We start from the raw sequence: 22,018 nt of genomic DNA on the forward strand, positions 1-22,018 counted from the left end.
CAGCGGGCGCAGCACCGGCAGCAGGTTGTTCGGCGACTCGTAGTTGAGGCGGAAGATCTGCGTGACGATCTGGTTGCTGCCGCTCGACGCGGTGGCGCTGATGGAGGTGTTGACGGTGCTGCTCTGCAGCTTGGCGTCGGCCTCGGGCACCACCTTGTAGAGGCCGTCGGCCTCGACCACCGCGAAGCCCTGCAGGCGCAGTGCCGAGGCGAACTGGTTGAAGGCGGCGGCCGGCTGGATCGCGCGGTCGGTGACCAGGTTCATCGTGCCCTTGACGCGCGGGTCGACCACCACGTCGCGGCCCGTGACCACCGCCATGGTGCGGGCCACGGCCTCGATGTCGGCATTGGCGAAGTTCAGCGTGATCGGCTCGCCGCGGCGCGGCGCGTCGCCGGTCTGCGCGAACGCGGCGGGCGCGCCTTGCAGGAACGTGGCGGCGATCAGCACGCGCACGGCGAGTGCGACGGTGCCGGTCGAAAACAGTGGCTTCATCATGAGGGTCAACCCAGGGTGATGATCGAACGTGCGTTGACGCGCCGTCCGATGATGTTCAACAAATTGGAAAGCGCGTCTTCGCGGCCGGGTGCGGCACTGGCTTCGCCGTTGAAGCGGAAGGACGTGCCGCTCCAGCTGCCGCTGCCGTTCAGTTCGAGGCTGCCCTCGCGCGTGCTCAGCAGCAGCGTGGGACGGGAGCCGCCTTCGAGCGTGAGCCGGTAGCTGCCCATCGGCCGCAGGGTCGACAGGCTGGAGGAGACGTCGGTCGCGTCGAGCGTGGCCTGCCCGGCGATGCGCAGCGCCGGCCCGTCCCACTGCATCGAGAAGGCCTTGGTGGAGAGATCGAGCGCACCTTCGAGCTTGAGCGTGTTCCAGGGCGCACCCAGGCCGGTGAGCAGGGTGGCGGGCCAGCGCGAGCGGCTGTCCTGCCATGCCAGCTGCATGCCCCCGGCGCGCGGGCTGGCCTTGAGTTCGAGCGGCTGCTCGGCGCAGCAGGGCAGGTCGAGGCTGGCGGAAATGCCGCTCCAGCCCGGGCGCATGCGCCAGTGCAGCAGGCCGGGCAGCGACACCGCCTGGGTGCCGCCGGCGCCGCTGGCGAGCACCACCGCGGCCGTGCCGTTCCAGACGGTGCCGCGCGGGTTGGCCAGCACGAGGCGGCCATGGCTCCAGTTCGACAATGCCGCCGACAGCCAGCGCGCCGGCGCGAACAGCGCCACCGCCAGCAGCGCGCCCATCGCGAGGCCGAGCAGGGCCCAGCGCCAGCCGCGGCGCGGCCTGGGTTCGGAGATCGGGGGGCGGGTCAGCATGCGGGCTTGCTGTTGCTGCTCATCGTGCCGCGGGCAGCGCCATGACGATGGTGCCGTCCCAGCGGACCTGCGGCGTCGTCGGCGCATCCTTGCCACCGGATGGCGGCGGTGGCGCGGCGGCGGGGGCGCGCGTCAGGTGGACTTCGCGCGGCACTGCATGCGCGTTGCCGCGGGCCTGGCCGAGCCATTGGGCGACGCTGGCCGCGGGCGCCGCGCGCAGCGAGACGGTGGCGGCGCCGTCGCCGCCGGCCGTCATGAGCTGCGCGTTGCCGGCGCCGAGGCTGTCGCGCACCGAGGCCTCGAGCGCGCGCAGCGCGTCATCGCGGTTCAGGCGCGGCTGCGACTGCAGCGCCTTCGCGCGGTCCTGCAGGGTGGCCATCTGCTGCAGCTGCGCGTCGAGCTGCGCGTGTTCGGCCGGTGCCGCGGCCAGTGTGCGCAGCGCGGGCGCGAGCACGATCCACCACAGCAATGCCAGCGCCACGAGCGCGGCGGCGGCGGCGACCATGCGGCGCTCGCGCGCTTCGAGGGTGGCCCAGCGGGCCTTGAGCTGTTCGCTGAAATTCATCGGGCGGCCTCGGCCTGTGCCTGCACGAGCAGCAGGTCGCCTTCGGTGCGCACGTTGTAGCCGCGCGGCGCCATGGCATGGGTGATCTGCGACACCTCCGAGGGCTGCAGCCCGAGGCCGCGCAGGCGCAATTGGCCGGCGCTGAAGTCGACGGCGCTCGGCACCTTGCCGGGCGGGAGGGCGGCGGCGAGCGCGCCGACCATGGGTTCGAAGTCGCTGCCCGCCACGTCGCCCACGGCCTGCTGCAGCGCGGCGACTTCGCGCTGCATCTGAAGCGGCGCGTCGACCACGATCTTCACCGAGGGGAAGGTCTGGGTCAGCATGGTCTTGGCGGCCTGGCGTTTCGATTCGAGCGCATTGCGCTCCTTCCAGGCCCAGGCGTTGAGGCCGATCAATTGGGTGAGCAGCAACACGACAACGCCCCAGCGCGCGGCGCGCCACTCGGGCGCATAGCGCAGTGTTTGCAGGACCGACGCGAATTTCTTGCCGGCGCGCGCGCGGCCGGTCGCGGCGAGGTCGAACTGTGCGAGCTCCCAGGGCGTGCGCGCGGCCTGCAGCCAGCGCTGTGGCGATTGAACGATGGGCACGCGGCGTTCGAGCAACTGCTCGGCTGCTTCGGCCACGGCGGGCTCGGTGGTGATGACGGCGGTGTCCAGCGGCAGGCCGCCAGACAGCGCCAGCCCCGCGCCGGCCAGCGGCAGCGAGACCACGCCGTCGGCATCGCACACCGTGAGCTGCGGCGCCTCGGGCTCGCCCGTGACCAGCAGCAGCGGCGGGCCGTCGGCCGGCTGCGGCGCGAATTCGGGAACGATGCGCACCACGCGCCGGCCGGCTGCTTCGAGCCCTTGCACGACGCTGCGCAGCCAGATGCGGTTGCAGGCCGCAACCCACACGGGCGCGCCGGCCTTGGCGTCGGGTTCGAGCGCGAAGTGCAGGACCTCGGGTTCGTCGAGCAGGTGTTCTTCGAGCAGGCCGTCGAGCACCGCGCGCAGCTTCGATGCGCTGCCCATGCTGCCCTTGGGCAGCGTGACGCGGTGCCACGAGAGCGCGGCGGAAGGAATGCCGAGCATGACCTCCGCGCCCGAGGGCAGCAGGGCCAGCAACGCGCGGCCCTGGCTGCGCAACGCAATGCCGTCGTCGCCTGCCTGGGCCCAGTCGTACTCGCCCGCGGCATCGGCCGGAGGGAGGGAGGCAATGAGCAGCAGGGGGGTCATGTGGGTCTTGGAAAAGCCGGTGATTGTAGGTGGGGGCCGACAGGTTGGTGCTCTTGTTTCGATAGCGTGTCGCGCAGGTGTGACGCGTGTCGGAAGGCTTTTTGTCTACAAGTAGTGCATTGAAATCAGGGTTTGACCGGGGTGTTCGTTGCGCCGGCGCCGCGGGTGCGCCAGATCGTCGTCACCGTGACACCGCTGCGCTGTAGAAGCGAGCGCTCCTCGACGTAGGTGCGGTCGAGCCGCAGCTTGCCGTAGACCTCGAAATACTGCGTGCCCACGCCGTGCTGCGCCGCGTTGAAGGGCGCGCTGCCGCTGGGCAGCGCGGCGTTGGCGGCGGCGATGTCCTTGAAGAAGGCGCGCGCGCGGCGCTCCACCAGCTGGCGCGCGCTGGCGATGTTGAGCGACTCCATGCTGGCGCTGATGGCCTCGGCGCTCGCGGTGTTGAGGTTGAGCGTGGTCTTCACCGGCAGGATCGTCACGTACGGTTCGAGCGCGGCGGCGGTCGAGGACGACAGGCCGACCCACACCAGTTGCGAGACCTGTTGCGGCATCAGCGGCGCGGCGCCGGAATCGCCGCTGCTGCCGTCGGTCGCGGTGCCCATGGCAAGGGCCGCCGCGAGGCCTGTGGTCATCTGGCTCAACTCCGACGCCGGCAGGCCCAGCAGGTTGAACAACCGGGTGAAGGTGGCAACGCTCGCGGGCACCGGCTTGCCGTTGTCGACCAGCGAGAGCACGTTGAGCTTGGACTGCGCGTCGACGATGCGGCCCGAGAGAAAGGCGTCGGGCAACCCTTCGAGGCTGTCGCTCGACACGTTCTTGTCGGCGGACAGGAAGCTCGTGAGCCGTGCTTCCTCGAGCGGTACGGCCCAGGGCTCCGCCAGGTGGTCGGGGCCGCCGGTGCGGCCGTCTTCGCCGAGGATCAGGCGCGACCAGTCGAGCGCGCCGACCAGCACCCAGGCGGCCTGCACGCGTGCGCGCTCGGCGCCTTCGACTTCGGCAGAGCGCCATTGCTGCCACAGTGCCGCGGCGGCGAAGGTGGCCACCAGCATCACGGTCAGCATCGCGGCGAGCAGGGCGGCGCCGGCCTGGTGCTTTTTCTTGTTCGCTGCCGTCATGACGATTTCGGCGCCCCCACGGTCGGCCTGACCCAGTCGCGCGTGAGCGTGCCCGCGAGGCCGTCGCCGGGCGGCAGCGTGATGACGAGGCGCACACCGTCCGGCATGGCGACGACGGGGCCCGCGGGGTTGCTGGGGTTGGGCGCGGCGGTGGGCAACTGGCCGGCAGGCGCCCAGACGTTGTCGCGGAAGTAGTAGAGCTGCCAGCTGCTGGCCGGCACCAGCGGCACGTCGTTGTAGCCGCCCGAACCCGAGCCGCCGTCCTGCGCCCAGGCGGCCGCGAGGTTCCAGGCCTGCTGCCAATCGCCGCGCGTGGTGAAGGGCTGCGACTGCCAGCGCCGCCAGCGCACGCCGTCGGGGCCGGACTTCAGCGTCCAGGCCACCACCTGCACCGATGGCGCCGCATCGTCGCTGCCGCGGCGCGTGAGCCGCAGCGCGCGGCCGTCCCAGTCGATCGGACGGGTCTGCGCGAGCGGGGTCACGGCATCGAGGTCGGCGCCCCACTGCGCGAGCGTGGCCTGCAGCGTGAGGACGGCGTCGGCGCGCTGCTGGTTCTGCAGGGTGGCGCGCGACATGCTGTCGAGCCCGCGCCAGCTCACGAGCGAGAGCAGCGCCATCACGGCGATGGCAACGAGCAGCTCGATCAGCGTGAAGCCGCGCGGTGCGGTGGCTTTGGCGCGTTGCATCAGTAGCGGCCCACCACGGTGGAGATGCGCAGGATCGGCGCGTCGGCTTCGTCGCGCACCTGCACGTCGACACGGCGGAAATTCGGGTTCAGCGTGGCGACGGTCGAGGTCGTCACGTTGAACGTGACGCCGGCCTGCAGGCAGATCGACCCGGAGTCGCCGATCGCCGGCATCTGCCGCGAGAGGCGAGCCTTGGCGAGTTCGTTCTCGGCGCACAGGTCGGCCAGCACGAGGTTGGACTGGCGCTGCGCATTGCGCGTGAGCGACATGGTGGCCTGCGAACCCGCGGCCAGTGCCAGCGCGACGATGCCGAGCGCGATCAGCACTTCGATCAGCGTGAAGCCGCCTGCGCGCGGGGACGAAGCAGGGTGCCGCGAGCTCATTGCACCGCCGAGACGGTGAAGGGGCGAACCCCGTCGGTCGCGATGCGCAGCGCGCGTGCGGGCGGTCCGGCGGAATGGAGCATGACCTGCTGCGCCGCAATGATCGGATCGGGCCCGAGTTGCAGCGCCGGAACCGGCGTGCCGTTGGAAAGCTCGGCCTGTGCGGTGATGCCCTCGGCGGCCCATCCGCTGGGCAGCGCACCCGGCGGAAGGCCGTCGAACACGAAGCTGCCTTCGACTGGCCGCCACCTCACCACGATGCCGCTGGCGCGCGATTGGGCACGGGCCGATTCGAGCAGGGCGGCGAGCCGGTCGGCCTCGCTGTCGAGCTTGGCGGCGCTGGTGTCGCGAATCGCGAAGCTCACGGCGGCAGTGGCCATCGCGATGATGGCGATCACCACGATCAGCTCCAGCAGCGTGAAGCCGCAGGCCGGGCGGGTGTGGCGGCGTGGGAACCGGTTGCGGCGCGGCGCGCCAGTGCCGCTATTGCCAGCTGCCGATGTCGGCATTCTTGCCCTCGCCGCCGCTCTGGCCGTCGGCGCCGAAAGAGAGCACGTCGATCTCGCCCTTGATGCCCGGGTTCATGTACTGGTACGGATGGCCCCAGGGGTCGTTGGGCAGCTTCTCCACGTAAGGCTTCCAGTTGGGGGCAGCGGGGCCCGTGGTCGGACGCGTGAGCAGCGCCTGCAGTCCCTGCTCGGCGGTGGGGTAGCGCTGGTTGTCCAGGCGGTAGAGCTTGAGCGCCTGCATCAGGTTGTTGATGTCGGTCCGGGCGGCCGTCACGCGCGCGTCGTCGGCGCGCTCGATCACGTTCGGCACGATCAGCGCCGCCAGCACGCCGATGATGACCAGCACCACCATCAATTCGATCAGCGTGAAGCCGCGTTGGGCGGTGCGGGTGGCGGCTCGAAGGAGTTTGTTCATAGGTTGGGCGGACATGATTCGGAAGGCGCGCTGCATGATAATCCGCGCCCATGACAAGTCCTTACTCCGCCGCCCGCTGGCATGCCCCACTTGCTACGACCGGGCTTTGGGCGTTGGCGGCCGGCGCTGCCGTGTTCTGGGCGCTGCGCCTGGCTTCGCCGGCGCAGGCCGTGGCAGCGGCGGCGACGATGCCGCGGCCTTCGGTGGCGGCCGATTCGGATTCGGTGGCACGGCTGCTGGGCGTGCTGCCCGCGTCCCGTACGGCAGCGGTGGCGCCCGAGGCGGCCAGCCGTTTCGCCCTGTCGGGCGTGGTGGCAGACCCTTCGCAGCAGGGCGCCGCGCTGATCTCCATCGACGGCAAGCCGCCGCGGCCGTTCCGTGTCGGCTCGGCGGTCGGCGACAACTATGTGCTGCAGTCGGTGGGCCTGCGCTCGGCGACCATCGGCGCACGGGCCGACGGGGCGGCGGCATTCACGCTGCAACTGCCGGTGCGTGCGCCGATCAGCGTTTCCAGCCCGGGGTTGCCGGCGGTGCCGATGGCTCTGCCGGCCGGGCCTCTGCCCGCGACGATGCCGGCCGTGGTGGCCCCACCGCAATTGCAGCAGCAGCCACAGCAGCCGGTTGGCCCGCTGCAGCAGCCTGCAGCGATGGCGCCGCCGCAGCAGGCGCCCGCGCAGTAGCTTTTTCAGGCCTGCAGGAACAGGCGGTACGCGGGGTTGGCCGTTTCCTCGACGTAGGGATAGCCTAGCGTTTCGAGGAAGGCGTCGAACTCGGTGGCTTCGCCGGACGGCACCTGCAGGCCCACGAGGATGCGGCCATAGTCGGCGCCCTGGTTGCGGTAGTGGAACAGGCTGATGTTCCAGTTCGGCCGCATCAGGCTCAGGAACTTGAGCAGCGCACCGGGACGCTCGGGAAACACGAAGCGCAGCAGGCGCTCGTCGTGCGCAAGGCCGGTGCGTCCGCCCACGAGGTGCCGTAGATGTTCCTTCGCGAGTTCGTCGTGCGTGAGGTCGAGCGCGTCGAAGCCGTGCTCGTTGAAGGTCCGTGCGATGACGGCCGACTCTCCGCGCGCCGAGGTCGTGAGGCCGACGAACACGTGCGCCTTGGCCGCGTCGCTGATGCGGTAGTTGAACTCGGTCACGTTGCGCGGTGCGCCAGCGCCGCCCAACGCAGCTTCGGCATCGCTCGCGGGCATCTCGCCGACCAGTTCGCAGAAGCGGCGGAAGCTGCCGCGCTCCTCGGGAATGGTGACGGCGAACAGCGCCTCGCGTTCTTCGCCGACCTCGGCGCGCTCCGCGACGAAACGCAGCCGGTCGAAGTTCATGTTGGCGCCGCACAGGATGGCCGCGTAGGTCTCGCCGTGGCGGCCGTGCTGCGCAACGTACTCTTTGATGGCCGCGACCGCCAATGCACCCGCCGGTTCGACGATGCTGCGCGTGTCCACGAAGACGTCCTTGATGGCGGCGCACACGGCATCGGTGTCGACCGCGATGTATTCGTCGACCAGTTCGCTGGCGATGCGGAAGGTTTCCTCGCCGACCAGCTTGACGGCCGTGCCGTCCGAGAACAGGCCGACGTCGGGCAGGTTCACGCGCTGGTGCGCGGCGACCGATTGCATCATCGCGTCGGAGTCGTTCATCTGCACGCCGATCACCTTGATCTCGGGACGCACGGCCTTGATGTAGTTGGCCACGCCGGAGATCAGGCCGCCTCCGCCGATCGCGACGAACACGGCATCGAGCGGGCCCTGGTGCTGTCGCAGGATTTCCATTGCGATGGTGCCCTGGCCGGCAATGACGTCGGGGTCATCGAAGGGATGAACGAAGGTCAGGTTTTGCTGTGCCTGCAATTCGAGCGCGTGCAGATAGGCATCCGAATAGCTGTCGCCGTGCAGCACGATTTCGCCGCCGAAGCCGCGCACCGCATCGATCTTCAATTTGGGCGTGGTCACCGGCATCACGATCACCGCGCGCGTGCCGAGCTTGCGTGCACCCAATGCAACGCCTTGCGCGTGATTGCCGGCCGATGCGCAAATAACGCCGCTCGCCAATTGCGCAGCACTCAGGTGCGCCATCTTGTTATAGGCGCCGCGCAGCTTGAAGCTGAAGACCGGCTGCTGGTCTTCGCGCTTGAGCAGCACGGTGTTGCCCAGCCGTTCGCTGAGCGCGCGCGCTTTCTCAAGTGCGGACTCGACGGCAACGTCGTAGACCCGGGCGTTGAGAATTTTTCTGAGATAGTCGGCGGGCGTCAGCGCCGGATTAACAGGTGCATTGCGCACGGTTTTTTCCAAGGGAGTTTTCATTTGCTAACTGTCGATGATAAGAGGCATCGGGATTGCATGCGGGCATGACATGGACACAAATGTCATAAACCTCTTCAGCAACGCTCCAGCCGCAAATGATTCAGGTTTTTTTGGACGCACCTGTCCACCGGCTCCGGCAGCCGCCAATCAGTTCACAATTGAAAAAAATCTGTTATCAATTTCTGTCAGTGATCTTTCGAAAGGGTTGATGCAGGCCGAGGCTGCGCGGGTTCGGCGAAACGAAATCGGCCGCCCCACGTGGCAGGTGATGGGCAACAGATTGCGTGCGCACATCGTTCCGCTGCTGGGTGATGTGCCGGCGCAGTCGTTTGCAACGTCCGACGCACAACGCTTGATCGATCGCCTCGGAGAACGGGGCTTCAGCAGCACGACGATTGCGCAGTACCTCGTGCTTTTGCGCAAAGTGGTGATGCATGGCGTGCACATCGGCGTGCTTCGCGATGTGCCCGCATTTCCGAAGGTCAAGGTGCGCAGCCAGCCGCGCGGCAGCTTCAGCGTTGCGGAGTACCGGGCGATCACCAGGACCGCGCGCAGCTTGCGCGGGCACGCGCATCCGGTGCTCGACCAGCTTGCGGCCGGCGAACGCTTCTGGATTGCGCGCGAACTGCTCGCCATGCCCGACGAGCTGCCCTGGCTGATCCGCTGGATGGTGAATACCTTCGTGCGTCCGAGCGACATCAAGCTCATGAAGCACAAGCACATCGAGATCGTTCGGAGCAAGCACGTCTATTTGCGCATGAACCTGCCGGAGACCAAGCGGCACAGCCAGCCGATCGTGAGCCTGCGGCCGGCGGTGCGGGTCTACGAATGCTTGCTCGCTCATCGCCGCGAACATGGCTTCGGCGCGGCGGACGACTATCTCTTCCTGCCGCAGTTGAAGAACCGCGAGCACGCGCTGGCCGTGCTCAACTTTCTTTTCCATTGGGTGCTCGAGGAGAGCGGCCTTGAAAAAGGACCGCTGGGTCAGTCGAGGACGCTCTACTGCCTGCGCCATACCGCCATCACGCTGCGGCTGTTGTACGGCCAGGGAATCGACATGCTGACCTTGGCACGCAATGCGCGAACGAGCGTCAACATGGTTGAACGTTTCTACGCTTCGGTTCTGAGCGGAGAAATGAATGTGGGGCTGCTGCAAAGCAGACGCGGCCGCGCGAGTTGAGAAGAAAAGCAAAAAAACCGCCCGGCATGAGCTGGGCGGCTTGACACTGAATTGACTCGAACTGGCTGCTGCCAGCATCGGGATCAGACTCTGTCAAAAGGCGTGGCGAATGCCGAAGTCGTAGCCGGTCGAGGTCTTCGGGGTGAAGACGTTGGCTGCGTTGTTGTAGAAGACCGGGCCGCCAACCGTGTAGCCAGCACCGTTCTTGTTGCTGACACGAGCGATCGTTGCGTACAGGGCCGTGCGCTTCGACAGGTTGTGCACGTAGCCGAGTGCCAGCTTGTTGGCCTTCTTGTCCGGTGTGTCGAAGTACGGATTGTTATCGTCCGTCTTGTACTTCACGGCCGAATACGATGCACGAATCAGGCCGGCACCCACGGGGGCCGTCACACCCACCAGCCAGCCGTTGAGCTTGTCCGATGCCATCGCAGCCGGCCGGACGAAGAAGTCGCCGTCGATATCGGTCTTCCGCTTGGCTCGAGACAATTCGCCGAAGAGCTTCACGGGGCCGAAGTCATACGAAGCGCCGAGGTTGAAGGTGTTGACCTTGGTGGTCGTGCCGGCGTAGTAGTCGTCGCCCACGGTGCTGCTGCCGTAGGCGGCTGCAACGTCCAGGGGGCCGTTTGCGTAGCCGAAACGTCCACCGACATAGCGACCGGTGCGCGAATTGTTAGCCGCATGAGGCGTAGCCAAGCCAGGGCTGTACTTGTCCTTCTCATGGAAGGCGTACTGCAATTGGCCATAGAAACCACCCAGGTTCGACGGCAGGAAGTAGCCGATGGAATTGCCGGTGCGGGTCGGGTTGCCAAAAGCGCCGGTGGCCGTTTGGATCAGGTTGGTGCCGACGCCGCTGGCGCCGAACGGGTCGAACACGCTGTTGTTCCAGAACGTCGGGGTGTAGTCGCGGCCGAGGCGGACTTCACCGAAACCGCCCGACAGGCTCACGGTCGAACGGCGAGAGAAGGTTGCAACACCTTCCGAGCCGTCGTCGTTCTTGATCGGAGCTTCGAGCCAGAAGCTGGCCGCCAGGCCGCCGCCGAGGTCTTCCGTGCCACGGAAGCCCAGTTTGCTGGAGTTGTAGGCCGAGTTGGCCAGTTCGCGGCGGCTGACCCTGACGCTGCCCTGGTTCAGGTAGAACGGGTTGTAAGCGACTGGGAAGCCGAGGGCGTTGTACGTCACGCCGTTGTTCAGGTCGCGTGAGCTGTTCGAGTAGCCGCTGATCGACGCGTCGACCACACCAAACAGCGTGACGGACGATTGGGCCGAGGCAACACCGGCAACAGCCAGGGCAGCCAGAGCAACTACCCTTTCGGCGCGAAAACTAGAGTGGCGCCGAGCCGGCCAGGGGCTGAAAAGAAAAAAGCCCCGAGCTTTGCAGCTCGGGGCTAAATCCACCAATTGGAAGGGTGGAGGAGACAACTGGGTGCGCACAACCAAGTGCGCAATGAAATAAAGTATATCTATTGTTTGTTGCGTTGCAACAAGCGAGTGATGCTTTTCCCACACACAAAGGGAGGCCGGCGTGTATTTTTGCCCGGCATCTCAGACTTGGAACCCCGAAAACCATGGAATGCACAGTGAGTTGGACCGGCGACGCAGGCACGCGATCGGCCATGGGCTTCGTTGCCGAGACAGGCAGCGGCCACGTCCTGATGATGGACGGCGCCCCCGATGCCGCGAAACCCGAGAACGGCGGGCAGAACCTCGCCGCGCGGCCGATGGAGACCGTTCTTGCCGGCACCGGCGGATGCACCGCCTACGACGTCGTGCTGATACTGAAGCGCGGACGCCATCGCGTCGAGCGCTGCAGCGTCAAGCTCACCAGCGAGCGCGCGGAAAAGGATCCCAAGGTCTTTACGAAGATCCATATGCACTTCACTGTGGCGGGCAAGGGAATTCCGGCCTCCGCCGTGGAACGCGCAATTGCACTGAGCCACGAAACCTACTGCTCTGCCAGCATCATGCTGGCGAAGACTGCCGAGATCACTACCAGTTTCGATCTGATCGAAACTTGAGCGAATGGCCTAGATGCGGTGCGCTACCGTGGTCATCACGCGGGAAGCCACACGCATCAGGGCCTTGGCTGGCGCGGGGAGTTCCGCTGCGCCGGCGTCGACAGCCTGTGACGCGTGGCGGGCTTCGTCGAGCTTCATCTGCTCGACCACTGCCTTGGAGGCGCTGTCTGCGGGCGGGAGGCGGCCAAGGTGGCTTTCCAGGTGGGCTTCTACCTGACGCTCGGTTTCCGCAACGAACCCCAGGCTCAGCGGGTCCCCGAGACGGCCCGCAACCAAGCCGAACCCGAAGGCGCCCGCATACCAGAGAGGATTCAGGAGCGACGGGCGTGCGCCCAGTTCGTCCAGACGCTGTCGGGTCCAGGCCAGATGATCGGTTTCCTCGTGCGCCGCCTCGATGAAATGGGCGCGCAGCGCAGGGTCGCGCGCCACGGCCGCCTGGGCCGTGTAAAGCGCCTGTGCACAGACTTCGCCGACGTGGTTCACCCGCATCAGCGCGCCGGCCTCCCGGCGTTCCGCTTCACTCAATTCGCTGGGCGCCAATGAGGGGGTGGGCGTCGCCCGCGTGGCATGGGGGCGCGCGAAAAGGGTGCGCAACGCCGCGTCTGCCGCGGCCAGGACGGAGTCGGTCATGAGTTTCATGCGCCTATTTGAACGCACATGCGAAATGCCATGCGGAAGCCTTGTCACATTTCACATGGTGGTGTGTGCCAAGGCCTAAGTCCTTTGTTGCAGGCGTGCAACGAAACGCGCGGGCCATCCAAGATTTCGGGCGAATTGTTTTGCCCTGCCGCATCGGCTCTGGTGCAATAGCATCAACTTCCCAAAAGGAGGTTGGCCCGGGGTCCGGTGGGAGCACAAAAGTGCCAGTCACGGTGAGCCCTTCGCACCGGAGCCCTATGTTTAACCTTGGAGAAACTTGCAATGAAAAAATCTCTAGTTGCTCTGGCTGCCCTGGCTGTTGCCGGTGTTGCCTCGGCTCAGTCGTCCGTCACGCTGTTTGGTGTGGTCGACGCGTCGATCAGCGGCTACTCGAACACCGCCCGCGACAACCGCGCGACCGTGTTCCCCAACGCTTTCGGTATCCCCGTCTACCTGAACCAAGGTTCGGTCAAGACCAGCCGTCGCGAACTGGCTAACTCGGGTTACAACTCGAGCCGCATCGGCTTCCGTGGCACGGAAGACCTGGGCGGTGGCCTGGCAGCCAGCTTCTGGCTCGAAGCTCCGATCTCCAATGACGACGGCCAGCAAGGTATCGCGACGTTCGCTCGTCGTTCGACCGTGAGCCTGTCGGGTGGTTTCGGTGAAGTCCGCCTGGGTCGTGACTACACCCCGACGTTCTGGAACGACACCGTGTTCGATCCGTTCGGCACCAACGGCGTTGGCACCAACCTGGTTTCGACGGCCAACACCGCCTTCGGTGGCTTCGGTACGCCCGCAGCTTCGACCGGTGCGTTCACCAACGTGGGCAGCAGCAACTACGTTCGCGCCAGCAACTCGATCGGCTACTTCCTGCCGCCGAACCTGGGTGGTTTCTACGGCCAAGTGCAATACGCCCTGGCAGAGAAGACCAAGTACGACTCGGGCATCTTCACGCCTAACGTGCTCAACAGCCAGCGCCAAGGCCGTTACATCGGTGGCCGCTTCGGCTACGCAAACGGTCCTCTGGACGTTGCGCTGGCTTATGGCAGCAGCACCGTTGGCGACGACTACTACGTCGGCACGACCACCAAGGTCAACACCCTGAACCTGGGCGCTTCGTATGACTTCGGTCCCGTGAAGCTGTTCGGTGAAGTGTCGAAGGCCAAGAACAAGATCGACTACGAAGTGACCCCGCTGGCTGGCGGCCGTCCCGACATCGATCTGACCGGCTACCTGCTCGGCGTGACCGTGCCGGTCGGCGCTGGCCTGATCCGCGCTTCGTGGTCGCACGTCAAGCTGGACCAGAACCTGCCGAACAACCCGTTCGCTCTGAATACGCCTGATCCCAAGGCCAACAAGATCGCTCTGGGCTACGTGCACAACCTGTCGAAGCGCACGGCTCTGTACGCTACGATCGCTCGTGTCAGCAACAAGAACGGCGCTGGCTACACGGTTGGCGGCCCGGCCTTCTACAACAACGCAGCTGGCGTCTTCACCCCGAAGAGCTCCACCGGCTACGACTTCGGTATCCGTCACGCTTTCTAATTTGACGCTGGCGTAAGCCAGCTTCGAATCAAAAGCTCAAAAGCCACTCGATGTAAGTCGAGTGGCTTTTTTCGTTCGGGCTCGATCATCGCGAATCATGTTGGCAAAGAGCACCATCTGCGTGCACCCCCGGGGAATCACCGTGCGGGCACGCACCTTGCACTGCTAGCATGCCCGTTCACTTTGTTTGCTGAATGATCGCTTTTGTATTGCGCCGTTTGATCCAGGCCGTGATCGTGATGATCGCGGTCGCCTTCATCGCCTTCCTCCTCTTTCAATATGTTGGCGACCCAGTCGTGTTCCTGCTGGGGCAGGACGCCAAGCCCGAACAGATCCGCGAGCTGCGCTCCGCATTGGGGCTCGACCAACCCTTCTTCGTGCAGTTCTGGCACTTTCTTGTCAACGCTGCACAAGGCGAGTTCGGCCTGAGCCTGCGCCAGGGCGCGAAGGTATCGCGGTTGATCGGCGAACGCTTTCCCGCCACGCTCGAACTGGCACTCGTGGCGGCGGTGCTGGCACTGTTCATCGGCATTCCGATGGGCGTGTACACCGCGCTGCGCCGCGGCACCTTCATGAGCCAGGTATTCATGACCGTGTCGCTGCTCGGCGTTTCGCTGCCGACCTTCCTGATCGGCATCCTGCTGATCCTCGTCTTCGCGGTCACGCTGGGCTGGTTCCCGAGCTTCGGCCGCGGCGAGACCGTGAAGTTCGGCTGGTGGACCAGCGGCCTCTTCAGCGCCGACGGCTGGCACCACATCGTGCTGCCGGCGGTGACGCTGGCGATCTTCCAGCTGACGCTGATCATGCGGCTGGTGCGCGCCGAGATGCTTGAGGTGCTGCGCACCGACTACATCAAGTTCGCGCGCGCACGAGGCCTGTCGAACCGCGCCATCCACTTCGGCCATGCGCTCAAGAACACGCTGGTGCCGGTGATGACCATCACCGGCCTGCAGCTCGGTGGCCTGATTGCCTTTGCCATCATCACCGAGTCGGTGTTCCAGTGGCCCGGCATGGGCCTGCTGTTCATCCAGGCCGTGACCTTCGCCGACATCCCGGTGATGGCGGCCTACCTGTGTCTCATTGCCTTGATCTTCGTGGTGATCAACCTCGTGGTCGACCTGCTGTATTTCGTGGTCGATCCGCGGCTGCGCGTGGGCAAGGCGGGAGGTCATTGACATCATGACGGCAACCACATCCACGGCCCCCCGCCTCAAGGCTTCCGGACGCGCGTTCGCGCACATCGCGAACTTCTACCCCGAGATCACCGCCTTTCGCCGCGACCTGCACGCACACCCCGAACTCGGCTTCGAAGAGGTCTACACATCCGGCCGCGTGCGCGAGGCCTTGCGCGCCTGCGGCGTCGACGAGATTCACGAAGGCATCGGCAAGACGGGGGTGGTCGGCGTCATCCGCGGCCGTTCGACCGCCAGCGGCCGCATGATCGGCCTGCGTGCCGACATGGACGCGCTGCCGATGCGCGAGGACAACGACTTCGGCTGGCGCTCCGCCAGCGACGGCCTGATGCACGGCTGCGGCCACGACGGCCACACCGCCATGCTGGTCGGTGCCGCGCGCTACCTGGCCGAGACGCGCGATTTCGACGGCACCGCCGTGCTCATTTTTCAGCCGGGCGAAGAAGGCTTCGCCGGTGCACGCGTGATGATCGAGGACGGCCTGTTCGACCGCTTCCCCGTCAATGCCGTCTACGCGATGCACAACTGGCCCGCCATGCCGGCCGGCACCGTGGGCATCAACCGCGGCGCGATGATGGCCGCGGCCGATCGCGTGACCATCGAGATCAAGGGCAAGGGCGGCCACGGGGCGCATGCCTACCAGACCATCGACCCCGTGATCGTCGCGGCGCACATCATCACCGCGGCCCAGACCATCGTTTCGCGCAACGTGCGCCCGATCGATGCGGCCGTCGTCAGCATTTGCGCGATGCAGGCCGGTGACCTCGGCGCGATGAGCGTTGTGCCCGGCGAGGCCGCGCTGGTCGGCACGGTGCGCACCTTCAGCGCACGCGTGCAGGCGCAGGTCGAGCAGCGCCTGACCGAACTGTGCACGGCCATCGCCGGCGGCTTCGGTGCAACCGCCACGATCAAGTACGAGCGCATCTACCCGGCCACCATCAATACCGCGCCCGAGGCCATGTTTGCGGCCGACGTGGCCGAGTCGCTGGTCGGCGCAAAGAACGTCGAGCGCAGCATGGAGCCCAGCATGGGCGCCGAAGATTTCTCCTTCATGCTGCAGAAAAAAGCGGGCGCTTACCTGCGCATCGGGCAGGACGTGCGCGAAGGCGCCTTCCTGCACAACAGCCGCTACGACTTCAACGACGAGATCCTGCCGCTCGGTGCCGCATTGCATGCGGGCCTGATCGAGCAGGGCATGCCGCTTTCCGCTACCCGCGGTGCGCGGCCAGAGAAAGCCGCCGCCACCGCGGCGACGTGATGTGTTTGATTCCAACCCGAGGAGTGTTCCCATGAGTTTCAAGAAAAATGTGGCCGCGGCCGCCGTTCTGTGCGCGCTGGGCGCCGTCAGCATGGTCGCCGGCGCGCAGACCATCCGTGTTGCAAACCAGGGTGACGCGCTGTCGCTCGACCCGCACTCGCTCAACGAATCGCTGCAGCTGAGCACCACCGCCAACGTGTATGAAACGCTGGTCGGGCGCAACAAGGATCTGAGCGTCGCGCCGCTGCTTGCCACGAGCTGGAAGCAAACCTCGCCTACCGTGTGGCGCTTCGAATTGCGCAAGAACGTGCAGTTCCACGACGGCACGCCGTTCACCGCCGACGACGTTCTCTTCAGCTTCGCGCGCGCATCGGGCGACGGCTCGGACATGAAGTCCAACACCACCGACATCAAGGAAGTGCGCAAGGTCGACTCGCACACCATCGAGATCGAGACCAAGGGTCCGTTCCCGATCCTCCCCGACGTGATCACGCAGCTCATGATCATGAGCAAGAAATGGTGCGAGGAAAACAAGGCCGTCACGCCAGTGGACCGCCGCAAGGGCATCGAGAACACAGCCTCCTTCAAGGCCAACGGCACCGGCCCGTACCGCGTGCGCGAGCGCCAGCCGAACGTGCGCACGGTCTTCACGCGCAATCCGACCTACTGGGGCAAGATCGAAGGCAACGCGCAAGAGATCATCTTCACGCCGATCGCCAATCCGGCCACCCGCGTCGCCGCGCTGATCTCGGGCGAAGTCGACGTGATGGAACCCGTGCCGGTGCAGGATATCGCGCGAGTCAACGCCAGCCCGACGGCGCGCGTCATCGCCGGCCCCGAGCTGCGCACGATCTTCCTTGGCATGGACCAGAAGCGCGACGAACTGCTCTACTCGAACGTGAAGGGCAAGAACCCGTTCAAGGACAAGCGCGTGCGCCAGGCCTTCTACCAGGCCATCGACATCGTCGGCATCCAGCGCACCGTGATGCGCGGCGCTTCGCGCCCGACCGGGCTGATGGTCGGCCCCGGCATCAACGGCTGGACCGAAGCCCAGGACAAACGCCTGCCGCTCGATGTCGAAGGCGCCAAGAAGCTGCTGGCCGACGCCGGCTATCCGAGCGGCTTCGAAGTGACCATGAACTGCCCGAACGACCGCTACGTGAACGACGGCCAGATCTGCCAGAGCGTGGCGGCGAACCTGGCGAAGATCGGCGTCAAGATCAACCTCGCGGCGGAGACCAAGGGCACTTACTTCCCCAAGGTGCTGCGCCGCGACACCAGCTTCTACATGCTGGGCTGGACCCCGACCACCTACGACTCGCACAACGCGCTGACCGCGCTGATGGCCTGCCCGGACGACAAGACCGGCGCCGGCCAGTTCAACCTGGGCGCGTACTGCAATCCGAAGCTCGACGAGTTGACGAAGAAGATCCAGTCGGAAACTGACAAGCCCAAGCGCGACGCGATGATCAAGGAAGCCTTCGACATCCACACCGCCGACATCGGCCATCTGCCGCTGCACCAGCAGACGCTGGCCTGGGGTGTCAGCAAGAAGGTGTCGCTCACGCAAATGGCCGACAACTACATGCCCTTCAAGTGGATGAGCATCAAGCCATAAGACTGAGGGCCGCTCGCGCGGTGGCCTGACCATGGGCCCGCTTCTTGCGGGCCCATTCCTTTTGCCTCACGATGAAAAAAACACTAGCCCGCTGGCTCGACAGCGATGTCGGCTACAGCTTCCGTACCTCGCCCGTGGCCATCGTCGCGGCGCTGATCGCGCTGGCCTGCGTCATCTGCGCGGTGTTCGCCGGCTGGGTGTCGCCACACAACCCCTTCGACCTCGCCACGCTCGAACTCGGCGATGCGCGCCTGCCGCCCGCATGGAGCGCCGAAGGCTCTTCCAAATACCTGCTCGGCACCGACGACCAGGGCCGCGACATTCTCTCGGCCGTGATCTACGGCGCGCGCATCTCGCTGATCGTCGGCCTGGTGTCGGTCGCGTTGTCGCTCGCCGTCGGCGTGGTGCTGGGCCTGCTGGCCGGTTTCTTCGGCGGCTGGCTCGATTCCTTCCTGATGCGCGTATGCGACGTGATGCTGTCGTTCCCGCCCATCCTGGTGGCACTGCTCATCGCCGGCGTCGGCCGCGCGCTCTTTCCCGGCGCGCACGAGTCGCTGGCCTTCGGCGTGCTGATCATCTCCATCTCGCTGACCGGCTGGGTGCAGTACGCGCGCACGGTGCGCGGCTCCACGCTGGTGGAGCGCAACAAGGAGTACGTGCAGGCCGCGCGCGTCACCGGCGTGGCGCCGCTGCGCATCATGCTGCGCCACGTGCTGCCCAACGTGATGGGGCCGGTGATGGTGCTGGCCACGATCCAGGTCGCGACGGCGATCATCACCGAGGCCACGCTCTCGTTCCTCGGCGTCGGCGTGCCGCCGACCTCGCCTTCGCTGGGCACGCTCATCAGCATCGGCAACCAGTACCTGTTCTCGGGCGAATGGTGGATCACGGTGTTTCCGGGCCTGATGCTGGTGCTGATCGCACTCAGCGTGAACCTGCTCGGCGACTGGCTGCGCGACGCGTTGAATCCGCGACTGCGCTGAACACAAGGAGAACGCCACCATGACGCTGCTCCAGGTCAAAGACCTCGTCGTCGAATTTCCGGGCCGCCGCGGCACGCTGCGCGCGCTCGACCGCATTTCCTTCGACATCGCGCCTGGCGAAATCCTCGGCGTGGTGGGCGAATCGGGCGCCGGCAAGTCGCTCACGGGCGCGGCCATCATCGGCCTGCTCGAACCGCCGGGCCGCGTGGCCGGCGGCGAGATCGTGCTGGACGGCCAGCGCATCGACAACCTCGGCTTCGATGCGATGCGGCCGATTCGCGGCCGCAAGATCGGCGCGATCTTCCAGGATCCGCTGACCTCGCTGAACCCGCTCTACACCGTGGGCCGGCAGCTGGTCGAGACCATTCGCGCGCACCTGCCCGTGTCGGAATCCGAAGCGCGCAAGCGGGCCATCGGCCTGCTGCAGGACACAGGCATCCCCGCCGCCGAGCAGCGCATCGACCACTTCCCGCACCAGTTCTCGGGCGGCATGCGGCAGCGCGTGGTGATTGCGCTGGCACTCGCGGCCGAGCCCAAGCTCATCGTGGCCGACGAGCCGACCACCGCGCTCGATGTGTCGATCCAGGCGCAGATCATCCAGTTGCTCAAGCAGGTGTGCAAGGACCGCGGCGCGGCGGTGATGCTGATCACGCACGACATGGGCGTGATCGCCGAAACCTGCGATCGCGTGGCCGTGATGTACGCGGGCCGCATCGCCGAGATCGGCCCGGTGCACGAGGTGATCCACCAGCCCGCGCATCCCTACACATCGGGCCTGATGGCCTCGATTCCCGACATGGCGAGCGACCGCGAGCGGCTCAACCAGATCGACGGCGCGATGCCGCGGCTCAATGCCATTCCCGCCGGCTGCGCTTACAACCCGCGCTGCCCGCGCACCTTTGCGCGCTGCCTCGTCGAGCGGCCCGAGCTCATGCATGCCGGCGCCACGCGCGCGGCCTGCTGGCTGCACGACGCGACCGACCCGCACGCCGGCCAGGCCGAGATCGCGGCGAGGCACCACGATGCGCTGTCGGCCGGCGAACGCGCCGCGCCTGAAGCGGCCGAGCCCATCGCGGAGGTGACGCGATGAGCGCCGCCGCGAACGAACCGCTCGTGGTCGCGCACGACCTCGCGCGCACCTTCGACGTCTCTCCACCCTGGCTCAACCGCGTGCTCGAACGCAAGCCGCGCGTGCTGCTGCATGCGGTCGACGGCGTGAGCTTTTCCATCGAGCGCGGCAAGACGCTCGCGCTGGTGGGCGAATCGGGCTGCGGCAAGAGCACCGTGGCGCGTCTGCTGGTGGGCCTGTATGCGCCCACGCGCGGTGGCCTGCAGTTCGACGGGCAGGACGCGCATGCCGCGTTCAAGACGCCCGAGGGCCGCAAGCTGCGCCGCCGCATCCAGATGATCTTCCAGGATCCCTACGCGAGCCTCAACCCGCGCTGGATCGTCGAGGACATCATCGGCGAGCCGCTGCGCGAGCACGGCATCCTGAGCGAAAAGGTCGCGCTGCGCGAGCGCGTGGGCGAGCTGCTCAAGTCGGTCGGCCTCTCGCCGCTGGACATGAGCAAGTACCCGCACCAGTTCTCGGGCGGCCAGCGCCAGCGCATCTCGATCGCACGCGCGCTCGCCACGCAGCCCGAGTTCCTGGTGTGCGATGAGCCCACCTCAGCGCTCGACGTGAGCGTGCAGGCGCAGGTGCTCAACATCATGAAGGACCTGCAGCGCGAGCAGGGCCTGACCTACCTGTTCATCTCGCACAACCTTGCCGTGGTGCGCCACGTGGCCGACCAGGTCGGCGTGATGTACCTCGGCCGGCTGGTCGAGGTGGCCGACAAGCAGAAGCTCTTTGCCGAGCCGCGGCATCCGTACACGCGCATGCTGCTCGATGCCATCCCGCAGATGAAGCACACGGGGCGCTCGCGCACGCCGGTGCAGGGCGAGGTGCCGAACCCGCTGAACCCGCCGACGGGCTGCGCCTTTCATCCGCGCTGCCCGCATGCCAATGCGCGTTGTTCCTCGGAGCGGCCGAAGCTGCTGAGCATCGCGGGTGTCCAGGTGGCCTGCCACGCGGTGGAAGAGGGCCGCATCTAGCCGCTGAAAAGTGTGCGTTAAGGCACTGCACCGCATCGGGCGCTGCCGCACAGTGGGCGGCTGACCCGGAGGGAACCATGGCAGGCAAGGCAAATTTCTCGGACATCGAACGGCAAGGCGCAACCGAACTGGGCCGCCGAGGTTTCGTCATGGGTACCGCGCTCGGCGCGACCGCCGTGCTGGCATCCCTGGCGTCGCGCGCCCATGCGGCTCCGCAGCGGCGCATGCCGGTCGTCTTCATCGGCCACGGCACGCCCATGAACGCCATCAGCGACAACGCGTTCACGCGCCGGCTGGCGGCCTGGGGTCGGGAGCTGCCACGGCCGACGGCCATCCTCAGCGTGTCGGCGCACTGGCTGAGCCGTGGCGCCACCGGTGTCGGCATGCAGGTGCGGCCGAAGACGATCCATGATTTCGGCGGCTTCCCGCAGGCGCTGTTCGACGTTGAATACCCCGCACCCGGCCATCCTTCACTCGCCAGCGAGACCGTCGGCGCGGTGAGGCAGACACCGGTGATCGCCACCGAGCAATGGGGCCTCGACCATGGCACGTGGTCGGTGCTGAAGCATCTCTATCCGAAAGCGGACGTCCCGGTGTTCCAGCTCAGCATCGACTACGACAAGCCGGCCGCCTTTCACTATGCGGTGGGGCGCGATCTCGCAGTCTTGCGTGACAAGGGCGTGCTGGTGATGGGCAGTGGCAACGTGGTGCACAACCTGCGCGCCACCGATCGCGGCACGCCCGATGGGCCGAGCGCCAGCCGGCCATGGGCGCAATCGTTCGACGATGCGGTGAAGTCGGCGCTGGCAGGCCGGGACGACCGTGCGCTGGTCGACTACGCAAAGCTCGAAGGAGCCTCCACCGCCGTGGCGACGCCGGACCACTACTACCCCTTCCTCTACGCCCTCGGTGCCGCAGGAACCAGCGAACGCGCGAAGACGGTCTACGAGGGATTCCAGTCGGGCACGCTCAGCATGCGTTGCCTGCAGTTCGGCTGAGCGCG

22 protein-coding genes and 1 pseudogene are annotated in these 22,018 nt (G+C 66.6%); 11 read left to right on the forward strand and 12 right to left on the reverse strand.

Annotation, left to right across the window (positions count from 1 at the left end; all coding sequences use genetic code 11):
- The 9 genes and pseudogenes from ACCC97_RS24605 to gspG form a co-directional block, all read right to left on the reverse strand.
- Nucleotides 1–495 (reverse strand): annotated as a pseudogene (locus tag ACCC97_RS24605) (type II secretion system protein GspD); the annotation flags it as partial.
- A 5-nt stretch (nt 496–500) separates the two neighbouring features.
- On the reverse strand, nt 501–1,301 hold the full coding sequence (gene gspN, locus ACCC97_RS24610; RefSeq protein ID WP_413335575.1) for a type II secretion system protein N: 801 nt from the start codon (nt 1,299–1,301) through the stop codon (nt 501–503).
- A 19-nt stretch (nt 1,302–1,320) separates the two neighbouring features.
- On the reverse strand, nt 1,321–1,866 hold the full coding sequence (gspM, locus tag ACCC97_RS24615) for a type II secretion system protein GspM (RefSeq protein WP_007834147.1): 546 nt from the start codon (nt 1,864–1,866) through the stop codon (nt 1,321–1,323).
- Nucleotides 1,863–3,080: a type II secretion system protein GspL gene (gene gspL, locus ACCC97_RS24620; RefSeq protein ID WP_413335576.1), complete on the reverse strand. Its 1,218-nt coding sequence runs from the start codon at nt 3,078–3,080 to the stop codon at nt 1,863–1,865. Before gspL ends, gspM begins: the two co-directional genes overlap by 4 nt.
- Nucleotides 3,081–3,205: 125 nt before the next feature.
- On the reverse strand, nt 3,206–4,195 hold the full coding sequence (gspK, locus tag ACCC97_RS24625; RefSeq protein WP_007834142.1) for a type II secretion system minor pseudopilin GspK: 990 nt from the start codon (nt 4,193–4,195) through the stop codon (nt 3,206–3,208).
- Entirely contained in the window at nt 4,192–4,881 is a 690-nt protein-coding gene (locus ACCC97_RS24630) for a type II secretion system protein J (RefSeq protein WP_413335578.1), read from the reverse strand. The genes gspK and ACCC97_RS24630 overlap by 4 nt, the downstream gene beginning before the upstream one ends.
- Nucleotides 4,881–5,264: a type II secretion system minor pseudopilin GspI gene (gene gspI / locus ACCC97_RS24635; RefSeq protein ID WP_413315184.1), complete on the reverse strand. Its 384-nt coding sequence runs from the start codon at nt 5,262–5,264 to the stop codon at nt 4,881–4,883. Before gspI ends, ACCC97_RS24630 begins: the two co-directional genes overlap by 1 nt.
- Nucleotides 5,261–5,773 (reverse strand): prepilin-type N-terminal cleavage/methylation domain-containing protein, encoded by a 513-nt coding sequence (locus ACCC97_RS24640; protein WP_413335579.1) that lies wholly within the window; start codon nt 5,771–5,773, stop codon nt 5,261–5,263. Before ACCC97_RS24640 ends, gspI begins: the two co-directional genes overlap by 4 nt.
- Nucleotides 5,748–6,188, reverse strand: a complete 441-nt coding sequence (gspG, locus tag ACCC97_RS24645) for a type II secretion system major pseudopilin GspG (protein WP_042673496.1) — start codon at nt 6,186–6,188, stop codon at nt 5,748–5,750. The genes ACCC97_RS24640 and gspG overlap by 26 nt, the downstream gene beginning before the upstream one ends.
- A 50-nt stretch (nt 6,189–6,238) precedes the next feature.
- Here gspG and ACCC97_RS24650 point away from each other — a divergent pair, with 50 nt between their 5' ends.
- Nucleotides 6,239–6,868 carry a hypothetical protein gene (locus ACCC97_RS24650; protein WP_413335580.1) on the forward strand — a complete coding sequence of 210 codons (630 nt, stop codon included), beginning with the start codon at nt 6,239–6,241 and terminating at the stop codon, nt 6,866–6,868.
- 5 nt (nt 6,869–6,873) lie between these two features.
- Here ACCC97_RS24650 and ilvA read toward each other — a convergent pair whose 3' ends face one another.
- Nucleotides 6,874–8,490 (reverse strand): threonine ammonia-lyase, biosynthetic, encoded by a 1,617-nt coding sequence (gene ilvA / locus ACCC97_RS24655; protein ID WP_007834123.1) that lies wholly within the window; start codon nt 8,488–8,490, stop codon nt 6,874–6,876.
- 49 nt (nt 8,491–8,539) lie between these two features.
- Between ilvA and ACCC97_RS24660 the strand changes: the two genes are divergently transcribed.
- Entirely contained in the window at nt 8,540–9,670 is a 1,131-nt protein-coding gene (locus tag ACCC97_RS24660) for a hypothetical protein (protein WP_042673494.1), read from the forward strand.
- A gap of 93 nt (nt 9,671–9,763) precedes the next feature.
- On the opposite strand, the gene ACCC97_RS24665 is transcribed toward ACCC97_RS24660, so the two are convergent.
- The gene (locus tag ACCC97_RS24665) at nt 9,764–10,966 is read right to left on the reverse strand and encodes a porin (RefSeq protein WP_042673499.1); all 1,203 of its coding nucleotides are present in this window, start codon (nt 10,964–10,966) and stop codon (nt 9,764–9,766) included.
- A gap of 269 nt (nt 10,967–11,235) precedes the next feature.
- On the opposite strand from ACCC97_RS24665, the gene ACCC97_RS24670 reads away from it, so the two are divergent.
- Nucleotides 11,236–11,685 (forward strand): OsmC family protein, encoded by a 450-nt coding sequence (locus ACCC97_RS24670; protein ID WP_007834112.1) that lies wholly within the window; start codon nt 11,236–11,238, stop codon nt 11,683–11,685.
- A gap of 9 nt (nt 11,686–11,694) precedes the next feature.
- Here the strand turns inward: ACCC97_RS24670 and coq7 are convergent, their stop codons facing one another.
- Nucleotides 11,695–12,324, reverse strand: a complete 630-nt coding sequence (coq7, locus tag ACCC97_RS24675; RefSeq protein ID WP_413335582.1) for a 2-polyprenyl-3-methyl-6-methoxy-1,4-benzoquinone monooxygenase — start codon at nt 12,322–12,324, stop codon at nt 11,695–11,697.
- A gap of 282 nt (nt 12,325–12,606) precedes the next feature.
- On the opposite strand from coq7, the gene ACCC97_RS24680 reads away from it, so the two are divergent.
- The 8 genes from ACCC97_RS24680 (at nt 12,607) to ygiD (ending at nt 22,013) form a co-directional block, all read left to right on the forward strand.
- Complete coding sequence (locus ACCC97_RS24680) at nt 12,607–13,869, forward strand: porin (RefSeq protein WP_413335583.1); 1,263 nt, start codon at nt 12,607–12,609, stop codon at nt 13,867–13,869.
- A gap of 194 nt (nt 13,870–14,063) precedes the next feature.
- Nucleotides 14,064–15,044 (forward strand): ABC transporter permease, encoded by a 981-nt coding sequence (locus ACCC97_RS24685; protein ID WP_007833981.1) that lies wholly within the window; start codon nt 14,064–14,066, stop codon nt 15,042–15,044.
- 4 nt (nt 15,045–15,048) lie between these two features.
- Nucleotides 15,049–16,320, forward strand: a complete 1,272-nt coding sequence (locus ACCC97_RS24690) for a M20 aminoacylase family protein (protein ID WP_413315190.1) — start codon at nt 15,049–15,051, stop codon at nt 16,318–16,320.
- 31 nt (nt 16,321–16,351) lie between these two features.
- Nucleotides 16,352–17,938 (forward strand): ABC transporter substrate-binding protein, encoded by a 1,587-nt coding sequence (locus tag ACCC97_RS24695; protein WP_007833984.1) that lies wholly within the window; start codon nt 16,352–16,354, stop codon nt 17,936–17,938.
- A gap of 71 nt (nt 17,939–18,009) precedes the next feature.
- The gene (locus ACCC97_RS24700) at nt 18,010–18,921 is read left to right on the forward strand and encodes an ABC transporter permease (protein WP_056509329.1); all 912 of its coding nucleotides are present in this window, start codon (nt 18,010–18,012) and stop codon (nt 18,919–18,921) included.
- 19 nt (nt 18,922–18,940) lie between these two features.
- Complete coding sequence (locus ACCC97_RS24705; protein ID WP_413335584.1) at nt 18,941–20,011, forward strand: ABC transporter ATP-binding protein; 1,071 nt, start codon at nt 18,941–18,943, stop codon at nt 20,009–20,011.
- A complete protein-coding gene (locus tag ACCC97_RS24710; protein WP_007833990.1) occupies nt 20,008–21,015 on the forward strand; it encodes an ABC transporter ATP-binding protein in 1,008 nt (335 codons plus the stop codon). Before ACCC97_RS24705 ends, ACCC97_RS24710 begins: the two co-directional genes overlap by 4 nt.
- Nucleotides 21,016–21,092: 77 nt before the next feature.
- Nucleotides 21,093–22,013: a 4,5-DOPA dioxygenase extradiol gene (ygiD, locus tag ACCC97_RS24715; RefSeq protein WP_413335586.1), complete on the forward strand. Its 921-nt coding sequence runs from the start codon at nt 21,093–21,095 to the stop codon at nt 22,011–22,013.
- Nucleotides 22,014–22,018 lie beyond the last annotated feature (5 nt).

Origin of the sequence: Variovorax sp. Varisp85 (assembly GCF_047304045.1) — a bacterium.
Taxonomy (GTDB): Bacteria; Pseudomonadota; Gammaproteobacteria; order Burkholderiales; family Burkholderiaceae_C; genus Variovorax.